Below are 11,392 nucleotides of genomic sequence, written 5' to 3'. Positions count from 1 at the left end.
GGCCAGGCCTCAGCATTTTATTATGGTGATCCCCTGGGCGAAATGCGCCTGGTAAGCAGAGTTTTTGAAATGTAAGGCCTTTGAATAAGACAAAAGGCTGCCTCATCGCTAACTTTGCAACAGTGCCTATAGGTGTATCGGCATATACGCAGATATACTTTAGAATTCTTATGATTTATTTTTTCATTTTTTTCAGGCTGTTATATAGACTGGCTTGTTGCGGTGTTTAACGTATTACCAGACATGATTTTGAACGCGCTGGACAGCGTGGTGAGTGAATATCTTTTGGCTGAAGGCCGGAAAGTACATACTCTTTTTGTGTTTACACAATTTGTAGTTACGATAATCCATCCTCACGGCTGTTCCCTGGGCACGGTCATACCTAACCTATTTAGATTAAGTATTTAAAGATCAATTTCTTACAGTACTTTTAAGGGACAACTTCAAATCTCTGAATATATCATTATCAGTATTTCAGTTAATAATACCTTCAAATAAAAAAAGCGGTCCGGCGACATCCCCCGGACCGCTTCAATAAACTGTCTGATGTTATGTATTCATCAGTGTGCAAATATCATACCAGCTTATGGTTCAGATAGCCACGTTGCTTAATTGTTGTGCAATGTAACAAATGTGAGGTATGTGTAGGTAATCGTTATTTTTAGGACTTAATGCACCGGTATTCTGGGCTTCAAATTCATCGGGGTAATGGCAAGTTAATGAAAAAAAGACCATTCCTCACGGGGGAAAAATGGTCGAATAATAGTATCCTGGTTCTGTGTACGTCAGGGTTCCAGTAGGATAGCGTCTATTGTCATGAACAAAACGACAAATAAGGGGGTAAATATGCCTCATTTTTGTTAAGGAATTGTCTATATGAACTGTTACTCAGTTTCTGTCCGTGAAATGGTCAGTATCAGGTATCAGACAATCATATCCTTTTATCTCACTGAGATTCCGGGCTGGACTTGATATCATCTAAGGAAGGTGCGAATAAGCAGGTCATTTCTTCCCAAGCTGACTCGCTGATTAAAATTTCGCGGATCTGGGCCGATTTTTTTCCCGCAAACACATCGAATCAGCCTATTTAGGCTATTTTTTCCACCATTTCTGGCGTTATTTCCGGTTTTTACTGAGATCTCTCCCACTGACGTATCATTTGGTCCACCCGAAACAGGTTGGCCAGGGTGAATAACATCGCCAGTTGGTTATCGTTTTTCAGCAGCCCCTTGTATCTGGCTTTCATGTATTCGATGTTGATGGCCGTTTTGTTCTTGCGCGGATGCTGCTTCAAGGTTTTTACCCTGCCGGGACGCTCGGCGATCAGCCAGTCCACATCCACCTCGGCCAGCTCCTCGCGCTGTGGCGCTCCTTGGTAGCCGGCATCGGCTGAGACAAATTGCTCCTCTCCATGAAGCAGATTACCCAGCTGATTGAGGTCATGCTCGTTGGCCGCGGTGGTGACTAGGCTGTGGGTCAGGCCACTCTTGGCATCGACACCAATGTGGGCCTTCATGCCAAAGTGCCACTGATTGCCTTTCTTGGTCTGATGCATCTCCGGATCGCGTTGCTGCTCTTTGTTCTTGGTAGAGCTGGGTGCCTCAATGATGGTGGCATCCACCAAAGTGCCTTGGGTCATCATGACGCCTGCTTCGGCCAGCCAGCGATTGATGGTCTTGGGGTCCGCTTGGAAAACGGAAATTTTCCTACGTTAAGCGTTTTGAGCTTAACGAGTGATTTCGTTCCATTGAGCGCGAACCCCTGACCGTAAGGGATGTACGGAACGATCTGACTGTCCGTTAACAGTTTTGCTTACTTTCGTACATGTTATTGGCATGGTGTACGCAATCGTTCGGTTTCGGACACAGAAACGCTGTAGCCCCGCGAACCGAGTGATATCCAATAGCCGATTGGTTAAAAAGTAGTCTTAGCGTAGGTTATTTTCCCTTTTCCAAGCGGACCCCATCTGAGGGTGGTATCAGATTGATGGGGTGAAGGTGCCCCATCAACCATTAAATCCGTATACCCGGATAAATTACGTGAAATGGCCCCCGAACTCGCCAGTGAACTGACTCCACGATTTAAGGAAAAACCCAAGTGGACCTTCAATTTCACCCTGGACGGGGAAAATGGCATCCCCATCAATAAGCGCGGCAGCGGGATAAGGAGGCTTATCCTGTTGAATTTTTTCCGGGCTGAGGCTGAAAAGAATGTCGCGGGGACGCCCAGAAACATGATTTATGCCATCGAAGAGCCTGAAACGTCACAGCAGCCAAACTATCAGATGATGCTGATGAAAGCGTTGCTGGCACTGGCAGGCCAGCCGCACCGTCAGATTATCGTCACCACCCATGTCCCGGCGCTGGCCGGATTGATCCCTGTCGAAGGTGTACGTTATGTCACCCGAAATGAGGCGGGTGAACCCGTAGTAAAAATGCCGGATGACGCTGTGCTGAAGGAAGCCACTGAAAGCCTGGGGGTGCTACCAGAGACCGGTATGGAAAGGGCGCAGGGGATTGTTCTGGTAGAGGGAAAGTCGGATGTCACTTTCCTGAGGCATGCGGCCAGTTCATTAAAACAGTCAGGTGTGCTGCCAGCCTCTCTGGAGGACGTGAAAATAGTGCCAGTCCTCATAGGAGGGTGTGGCAGCGTCAAACACTGGGTTACATTGAATCTGGCCAACGATCTGGGGCTTCCCTGGTGCGTTTTTCTGGACTCCGATATTGGGGGAGACCCTGCACAGGTTATGTCCATTCAGAAACGTAAAAGAGAAGTGGAGGATGCCGGTAAGGTATTCTTCGCCACGCGTAAACGTGAAATAGAGAACTATCTCTGCCCGGATCTGATCGAAGAAATGACCGGTGTAGCCGTCACGTTTACGGACACCTGTGATGCTAAAAAAATAATTGGCCGGGCGGTGGGAATGAAGCCCGATAATGTGCTTGATAAATTCTGGCCCCGGATGACAGCGGAAAGAATCATCTCAAGATCAACCTATCATGACGGAATGCAGGAAAGGATTGAGCTGGTTGAGATCCTGAGCGATATTGTTGCCATGACGAGATAATGTGTAAAAATTATCGCTGCTGCATATATTCCGGTCCACAGCAAAGGACCGGAGTATAGTATATAAAAAACCCGAAATTAATCGGGTTTTAATTATTTAACGTTTAACAGGCTCCCGTGCCCGGGAGTGAATTAAAATTACGCTTATTATGGCGTTTTTGCAATCTTTATTTTTGACTGCCAAGCCATTTATTCATCTGCTCGATTTCACCTTTCTGAGCTTTAATGATGTCCTGCGCAAGCTTTCTCATTTCGGGATCTTTTCCGTATTTAAGTTCGGTCTCAGCCATTGCTATTGCTCCTTCATGGTGTGCGATCATACCTTTTGCAAAGGCCTTATCGGGATCGGGCTCATTAACGGCGGCCATCATTTTGTCATGCATGTCTTTCATGCCAGCCATATATTCCTGTGACGATGCCGATGAGTGCATATCTGACATTTTCATTTCCGAATGTTCAGCAGAAATGGCTGGCAGGGATAACATTAATATTACAAAAAGGGTGTTTTTGATTTTCATTTAATAAATCCTTTCAGACAGGTACCGGTTAATTGTAGCTGAGTCAGATAAAAAAGCCCCCTGACGGGGGCAAAAATCTCACAACATATCCGGTTAAGGAATAATCTATCAAGGAAAGGGTAAAAGCACGGATACTACAGTCGCATTCAGCCTGCATTGATCATGCGGCGGTGCGCTTCGGCCATGGCCTGATGTGGGCCGGATTGCCCGTTATTCATGAATTCATGGGCAACCGCTGCTCTTTCATGCTCATTCATCGCCGTGTAAGATGTTGACGGGACGGTCGTGGATACTGTGTTATTTCCCATCATCTTCTGATGACTTTCCACCATTTTCTGGTGCGCATCCGCCGAGCCGTTCGTCATGGTTTCATGAGCAATAATGGCCTGTTCATGCTGGTCCATACCGGTCATACGAGGAGCAGTCCCCTGGATCCCGACAGGAGCCGCAGCAGACTGCATCTGGTGAGCAGGAGCCTGTGCATTGTTGACGCGATCATGGATATTCACGGTTTCAGTGGCCCAGGACGATGTAATTAAACCAAAGCCCAGCAAAGATGCTAATACGATATTTTTCATGATAACTCTCCATTTCTGAATTAGTGATGTCCGGGGAAGTACAACCGGTGTTTTCAGTTCCATAACTGAAACAGGTTCGGCAGCGTTTATTTCTCCGGGAGAAGGCTGGATATTCATTTCCTGGCGTACTCTGACGCCGGGTATTGATGAAGCAATCCAGCCTTCCTGATAAGTTGCACTAATTATATCGAATGGCTTCTGTTTGCTGCATGACAGGCTAATGACATCTTTGTCATTTAAATCTTTATTCTCAGCATTGGATTTCCGGGATCATTTTCTCCAGTCTGGGCACGGATAAGATAAAACGCGTGGAGCGTACGTCCGATTCCACCCGCACTCTTCCGTGATGTGCTTCCACGATTGACTTTACAATCGCAAGGCCGATGCCGCTGCCTTCTCCTTTTCGTTGTCTGGACGGATCCACCCGATAAAAACGGTCAAAAAGCCTTAATAAATGTTCTTCAGGGATTGGTTTCCCCGGATTTTCAATCACAAGGTCAAAAAAACTCTCCTGCTCTCTTATTGAGACGGTGATGGCCTGTCCCTCCGGGGTATAACGCAGGGCATTGGATAACAGATTATTGATCGCTCTTCTGAACATTTGTGGATCTCCCTCAACCAGGCAGGGCATCCCGTTAAATTTGAGCGTGATATTGCGTTCTTCGGCCCAGGCTTCGAAAAACTCGAAGACTTTCATGACTTCTGCTCTGAGGTCAAAACGGACCCTGTCAGGTATAAGCTGGTTATTGTCCGCCTGTGCCAGAAACAGCATGTCGCTGACCATTTTGGTCATCCGGTTATACTCTTCAAGACTGGAGTAGAGGACATCCTCAAGTTCCTTCTGGGTTCGATCCTGACTCAGTGCGATTTCAGTCTGCGTCACCAGATTGGTGATGGGCGTTCTGATCTCATGCGCGATATCGGCAGAGAAATTGGCCTGGCGGGTAAAGACGTCCTCAATCTTTCCAATCATATGATTGAACGAGATAACCAGTTGCTCCAGCTCAATGGGAACGCGTGTCGGTTCCAGCCGCGCATCAAGATTCTCGGAGGTGATGTTTTTAATGGCATTGCTGACATTACGAAGGGGCAGGTGCCCCTGACGGACAGCGATGCGAATGATCAGAACAATCAGCAGGCTTATCACGACGGCGATCGCAATCAGATTTTTTTTCAGCGCATCGAGGTAATGGAGATGGAAATTAATGGAGAGGCCAGTCAGCATGACATAATTCTGCTGTTTGCCCTGAAATGTCGCCTGGCCAGAGGAGGCGATAATCCGGTACGTTTCCATCTTCATTCCGGACCCGGTATCCATCGCTCTCGCAGTATCCTCCACCGTCCAGAGAAAGACATCCCGTGCGCGGCTGTGCTCGCTAAAATCGGCTGAATTCACGGCCGGGCGTAGTGCTGCCCCCTGCGCAGAGCTGTACAGCACCTCACCCCGGGGATTGAGGAGCAAAAGGGCAACGTTGCGGTAGCTGGCGATCGATTCCTTTATTTTGCTTACTTTTTTTTCATCCGGATCTGCCGGGGACTGGAGTATACGGCTCAGTGTGGTGCTGATTTGTTGCAGATCGCTGACATCCTGCTCGGCAAAATGCTTTTCAACAGAATGCAGCATAAACCAGGTGAAGGCGATAAACGCCAGTATTGTGGACAGGCTGATAAAAAAGGTCAGCCGCAGCGCGAGTGAGAAAGGTCGTCTGGACGGTTTGCTATGCATCCGGGATCTCCAGCATGTAGCCCACGCCCCGCACTGTCTGGATCAGTTTTGTCCCGTAATCGTTGTCTATTTTAGCGCGGAGTCGCTTTACTGCGACATCAATCGCGTTAGTGTCGCTGTCAAAATTCATGTCCCAGACCTGAGAGGCAATCAGGGAGCGGGGAAGAACTTCTCCCTGATGGCGAATGAAGAATTCCAGCAAGCTGAACTCTTTACTGGTGAGCACAATGCGGTTCCCGGCGCGGCTGACTTTTCTGGATACGAGATCAACCGAGAGGTCAGCCACTTTAAGCTGGCTTTCCGTGATCATCGTGTTTCCCCGCCTGAGGAGGGTTCTTACCCGGGCGAGCAGTTCAGCAAACGCAAAGGGCTTCACCAGATAATCGTCCGCACCCAGCTCAAGTCCTTTGACCCTGTGTTCAATCGTGCCAAGGGCCGTCAGCAGTAATACCGGCATCCCCTTTCCGGCACTGCGCAGCATACGGATGATATCCCAGCCGTTTACATCAGGCAGCATGATATCCAGGATGGCTAAATCATACTCGGCTGTCATGGCAAGATGATATCCGGTCAGACCATTATCAGCGTGATCCACGACGAACCCCGCCTCTGTCAGCCCCTTGCTGAGATATTCACCTGTTTTAATTTCGTCTTCAACGATTAATATTTTCATCATGCTCCCCGGCTGGCTGCTAATGTCATTTTATTGCGCCCACGATCGTTATCAACGGATTACAGCAAAAATGACAACATTGTCATTATCCTGTCACCCGGCAAACAGAGAGCGTTCGGTAAAGTATCCCTATCAATACTCTGGACTTCGTTTGAACCATTTACCAGGTCTGCCTGTACGAGAAGCGTTATGTTCAAATTAAAATTACTCAGCATCAGTACCATATTCATCCTGGCTGGTTGTGTTTCTCTGGCACCTGAATATCAGCGTCCGCCAGCTCCGGTTCCCCAGCAGTTTTCATTGTCTAAAAACAGTCTGACGCCTGCGGTAAACAGCTATCAGGATACGGGCTGGCGAAACTTTTTTGTCGATCCCCAGGTCAGCAGGCTGATCGGTGAAGCCCTGAATAATAACCGTGATTTGAGAATGGCTGCCCTGAAGGTTGAAGAGGCCCGGGCCCAGTTCAACGTCACGGATGCAGATCGTTATCCCCAACTGAATGCCTCATCCGGGATCACATACAACGGTGGTCTGAAAGGTGACAAGCCGACCACACAGGAGTACGACGCGGGTCTGGAGCTCAGCTATGAGCTCGATTTTTTTGGCAAACTTAAGAACATGAGTGAGGCTGATCGCCAGAACTACTTTGCCAGCGAAGAAGCCCGTCGTGCCGTACACATCCTGCTGGTCTCCAACGTTTCACAGAGCTATTTCAGCCAGCAACTGGCGTACGAACAACTCCGTATTGCGCGGGAAACGCTGAAAAATTATGAACAGTCTTATGCATTCGTTGAGCAACAACTGGTGACCGGGAGTACGAACGTTCTGGCGCTTGAACAAGCCAGGGGGCAAATCGAAAGTACCCGCGCCGAAATAGCCAAACGAGAAGGCGATCTGGCTCAGGCAAACAATGCCCTGCAACTGGTGCTGGGAACGTACCGCGCAGTTCCGTCAGAAAAAGGGATTAAAGGTGGGGAGATCGCACCAGTAAAATTGCCACCAAATCTGTCGTCACAAATATTGCTGCAGCGTCCGGATATTATGGAAGCGGAATACCAGTTGAAAGCGGCTGATGCCAATATTGGCGCAGCGCGAGCGGCTTTTTTCCCGTCCATTACCCTGACCAGTGGTCTCTCCTCTAGCAGTACGGAGCTGTCCAGCCTCTTTACGTCAGGAAGTGGAATGTGGAATTTTATTCCTAAAATTGAAATTCCTATATTTAATGCTGGCAGGAACAAAGCCAATCTGAAGCTGGCTGAAATTCGCCAGCAACAGTCCGTGGTTAATTACGAACAAAAAATTCAGTCAGCCTTTAAGGATGTTTCCGACACGCTTGCGCTGCGCGACAGCCTTAGCCAGCAACTTGAGTCACAGCAGCGTTATCTTGATTCACTTCAGATAACTCTACAGCGTGCCAGAGGATTGTATGCAAGTGGTGCTGTCAGTTACATCGAAGTGCTGGATGCAGAACGTTCCCTCTTCGCGACGCAGCAAACCATTCTCGATCTTACCTATTCCCGACAGGTTAACGAAATTAATCTGTTTACCGCGCTGGGTGGCGGTTGGGTAGAGTAAATTTATTCAATTAATCAGGAAATTAAAATGCGTAATTCACTTAAAGCCGTTTTATTTGGTGCCTTCTCTGTCATGTTTTCTGCCGGTCTTCATGCTGAAACACATCAGCATGGCGATATGAATGCTGCCAGTGATGCTTCGGTACAGCAGGTTATCAAGGGCACCGGTATCGTTAAAGACATTGATATGAATAGTAAAAAGATTACCATTTCGCACGAAGCAATCCCGGCGGTGGGCTGGCCTGCAATGACCATGCGCTTCACTTTTGTTAATGCAGACGACGCTATCAATGCCCTGAAAACCGGCAACCATGTCGATTTCTCGTTTATTCAGCAGGGCAATATCTCCTTACTCAAAAGCATTAACGTTACGCAATCCTGATTAACAGTCCGGAGCGAATACATCCAGTGCGCCTGAACATTCATTATGGGATTACTGTGAATGAATAATCGTGCGCATATGCCAGGTGTTTTGATTTTTCAGCGAGAAATTGTATGGCTTCTTTAAAGATAAAATATGCTGCAATAATTATCAGCAGCCTCATAGCAGGGGGGCTGATATCGGTTACTGCCTGGCAGTATTTAAACTCATCACAAAAAACAGTACCAGCAGAACAAAAGGCACCGGAGAAAAAGGTACTTTTCTGGTATGACCCTATGAAACCGGATACCAAATTTGATAAACCCGGAAAATCGCCTTTTATGGATATGGACCTTGTGCCGAAATATGCTGATGAAAGTGGCGATAAAAGCAGTGGCGGGATCCGTATCGATCCAACTCAGGTTCAGAATCTGGGATTAAAAACGCAAAAAGTCACGCGAGGAATGCTGAATTATTCTCAGACAATCCCGGCTAATGTCAGTTACAACGAATATCAGTTTGTCATTGTGCAGGCGCGTTCTGACGGTTTCGTCGAAAAAGTGTATCCCCTGACGATTGGCGATCATGTGAAGAAAGGCACTCCGCTTATCGATATCACCATTCCTGAATGGGTTGAGGCACAAAGTGAGTTTCTGCTGTTATCCGGTACAGGCGGTACGCCAACCCAGATAAAAGGGGTTCTGGAGCGACTTCGTCTGGCTGGTATGCCGGAAGAGGATATTCAAAGGCTGCGTTCAACCCGCACAATCCAGACCCGTTTTACCATTAAAGCACCTATTGATGGTGTCATTACTGCATTTGACCTGCGCACCGGCATGAATATTTCCAAAGATAAGGTGGTGGCTCAGATTCAGGGGATGGACCCGGTCTGGATCAGCGCTGCAGTGCCAGAATCTATCGCCTATCTGCTGAAAGATACGTCGCAGTTTGAAATTTCGGTACCGGCTTATCCGGATAAAACATTCCATGTCGAAAAATGGAACATTCTTCCCAGCGTGGATCAGACAACCCGCACGCTTCAGGTCCGCCTCCAGGTTACTAACAAGGATGAGTTTCTCAAGCCGGGCATGAATGCCTATCTCAAACTGAATACCCAAAGTCAGGAGATGCTGCTGATACCAAGCCAGGCCGTTATCGATACCGGCAAAGAACAGCGCGTGATTACTGTTGATGATGAAGGCAAGTTTGTGCCGAAACAGATCCACGTTCTGCATGAATCACAGCAACAGTCCGGCATTGGCTCCGGTCTTAATGAAGGCGATACCGTGGTGGTCAGTGGCCTGTTCCTCATTGACTCCGAAGCCAATATTACGGGCGCGCTGGAACGTATGCGCCACCCTGAAAAAACAGAAAACAGTATGCCAGCAATGTCTGAGCAGCCTGTAAATATGCATTCAGGGCACTGAGGAGACGACGATGATTGAATGGATTATCCGGCGCTCTGTCGCCAACCGTTTCCTGGTCATGATGGGGGCACTGTTTCTCAGCATCTGGGGCACATGGACGATAATTAACACGCCGGTCGATGCGCTGCCTGACCTGTCAGATGTGCAGGTCATTATTAAAACCAGCTATCCCGGACAGGCCCCGCAGATTGTAGAAAACCAGGTCACCTATCCGCTTACCACCACCATGCTGTCCGTACCTGGCGCAAAAACCGTGCGTGGCTTTTCACAGTTCGGTGATTCGTATGTATATGTCATTTTTGAAGACGGGACCGATCTGTACTGGGCCCGTTCGCGCGTGCTGGAATACCTGAATCAGGTTCAGGGCAAACTGCCTGCGGGTGTGAGCTCTGAAATCGGTCCGGACGCCACGGGAGTGGGCTGGATATTTGAATATGCCCTGGTCGATCGCAGCGGAAAACACGACCTTTCAGAACTGCGTTCTTTGCAGGACTGGTTTCTGAAATTTGAACTGAAGACCATCCCGAACGTGGCTGAGGTAGCCTCGGTTGGTGGCGTGGTGAAGCAGTACCAGATTCAGGTCAATCCGGTAAAACTGTCCCAGTATGGGATCAGCCTGCCCGAAGTGAAACAGGCTCTTGAATCGTCTAACCAGGAGGCCGGTGGTTCATCCGTTGAAATGGCCGAAGCGGAGTATATGGTCCGTGCCAGCGGTTATCTTCAGAGCATTGATGATTTTAATAACATCGTCCTGAAAACAGGTGAGAACGGCGTGCCGGTTTATCTGCGGGATGTTGCCCGCGTGCAGACCGGGCCCGAAATGAGGCGTGGTATTGCCGAGCTGAACGGCCAGGGAGAAGTCGCTGGCGGCGTGGTGATCCTGCGGTCGGGTAAAAATGCGCGCGACGTTATCACGGCAGTGAGGGATAAACTGGAGACGCTGAAGGCCAGCCTGCCGGAAGGCGTTGAAATCGTGACCACCTACGATCGCAGCCAGTTGATCGACCGGGCGATTGATAACCTCAGTTCCAAACTTCTGGAAGAGTTTTTCGTGGTGGCCATCGTCTGTGCCCTGTTCCTGTGGCACGTACGTTCTGCCCTGGTGGCGATTATCTCTCTGCCGCTTGGCCTGTGTATCGCCTTTATCGTCATGCACTTCCAGGGACTAAACGCCAATATCATGTCGCTGGGAGGGATAGCTATTGCCGTCGGTGCGATGGTGGATGCCGCCATTGTGATGATTGAGAATGCGCATAAACGGCTTGAGGAGTGGGATCATCAGCATCCGGGTGAGCAGATTGACAACGCCACCCGCTGGAAGGTGATTACCGACGCCTCCGTGGAAGTGGGACCCGCACTGTTTATCAGCCTGCTGATCATCACCCTGTCCTTTATTCCTATCTTTACCCTGGAAGGTCAGGAAGGACGTCTGTTTGGCCCGCTGGCATTCACGAAAACGTACTCCATGG

7 protein-coding genes and 4 pseudogenes are annotated in these 11,392 nt (G+C 48.8%); 6 read left to right on the top strand and 5 right to left on the bottom strand.

Annotated features, from left to right (window positions below; translation table 11 throughout):
- Positions 1-75, top strand: a pseudogene (locus G6041_RS00945) (IS6 family transposase); the annotation flags it as partial.
- A 1,054-nt stretch (positions 76-1,129) separates the two neighbouring features.
- On the opposite strand, the pseudogene G6041_RS00940 reads toward G6041_RS00945, so the two are convergent.
- Positions 1,130-1,678: pseudogene (locus G6041_RS00940) on the bottom strand (IS5 family transposase); the annotation flags it as partial.
- A gap of 351 nt (positions 1,679-2,029) precedes the next feature.
- On the opposite strand from G6041_RS00940, the pseudogene G6041_RS00935 reads away from it, so the two are divergent.
- Positions 2,030-3,067, top strand: a pseudogene (locus G6041_RS00935) (ATP-dependent nuclease); the annotation flags it as partial.
- Positions 3,068-3,233: 166 nt separating this feature from the next.
- Here the strand turns inward: G6041_RS00935 and copM are convergent.
- The 4 genes from copM to silR all read right to left on the bottom strand — a co-directional run bounded on the left by copM (position 3,234) and on the right by silR (position 6,561).
- Positions 3,234-3,584: a CopM family metallochaperone gene (gene copM / locus G6041_RS00930; RefSeq protein ID WP_008786877.1), complete on the bottom strand. Its 351-nt coding sequence runs from the start codon at positions 3,582-3,584 to the stop codon at positions 3,234-3,236.
- A 146-nt stretch (positions 3,585-3,730) separates the two neighbouring features.
- A complete protein-coding gene (gene silE / locus G6041_RS00925; RefSeq protein ID WP_023165800.1) occupies positions 3,731-4,162 on the bottom strand; it encodes a silver-binding protein SilE in 432 nt (143 codons plus the stop codon).
- Between the two features lie 250 nt (positions 4,163-4,412).
- Complete coding sequence (gene silS / locus G6041_RS00920) at positions 4,413-5,888, bottom strand: copper/silver sensor histidine kinase SilS (RefSeq protein WP_023165801.1); 1,476 nt, start codon at positions 5,886-5,888, stop codon at positions 4,413-4,415.
- A complete protein-coding gene (gene silR, locus G6041_RS00915) occupies positions 5,881-6,561 on the bottom strand; it encodes a copper/silver response regulator transcription factor SilR (protein ID WP_000697966.1) in 681 nt (226 codons plus the stop codon). The genes silS and silR overlap by 8 nt, the downstream gene beginning before the upstream one ends.
- Before the next feature lie 189 nt (positions 6,562-6,750).
- On the opposite strand from silR, the gene silC reads away from it, so the two are divergent.
- The 4 genes and pseudogenes from silC to silA form a co-directional block, all read left to right on the top strand.
- Positions 6,751-8,136 (top strand): Cu(+)/Ag(+) efflux RND transporter outer membrane channel SilC, encoded by a 1,386-nt coding sequence (gene silC, locus G6041_RS00910; RefSeq protein ID WP_001507116.1) that lies wholly within the window; start codon positions 6,751-6,753, stop codon positions 8,134-8,136.
- A gap of 27 nt (positions 8,137-8,163) precedes the next feature.
- The gene (locus G6041_RS00905; RefSeq protein ID WP_001246152.1) at positions 8,164-8,517 is read left to right on the top strand and encodes a Cu(+)/Ag(+) efflux RND transporter periplasmic metallochaperone SilF; all 354 of its coding nucleotides are present in this window, start codon (positions 8,164-8,166) and stop codon (positions 8,515-8,517) included.
- A 113-nt stretch (positions 8,518-8,630) separates the two neighbouring features.
- Complete coding sequence (gene silB, locus G6041_RS00900) at positions 8,631-9,923, top strand: Cu(+)/Ag(+) efflux RND transporter periplasmic adaptor subunit SilB (protein ID WP_001446341.1); 1,293 nt, start codon at positions 8,631-8,633, stop codon at positions 9,921-9,923.
- Positions 9,924-9,933: 10 nt separating this feature from the next.
- A pseudogene (silA, locus tag G6041_RS00895) lies at positions 9,934-11,392 on the top strand (Cu(+)/Ag(+) efflux RND transporter permease subunit SilA); the annotation flags it as partial.

Origin of the sequence: Cronobacter sp. HA18003 (genome assembly GCF_011605905.1) — a bacterium.
Taxonomy (GTDB): Bacteria; Pseudomonadota; Gammaproteobacteria; order Enterobacterales; family Enterobacteriaceae; genus Cronobacter; species Cronobacter sakazakii.
Note: the sequence above shows the minus strand (reverse complement) of the source record. Positions and strands in the feature narration are given on the sequence as shown.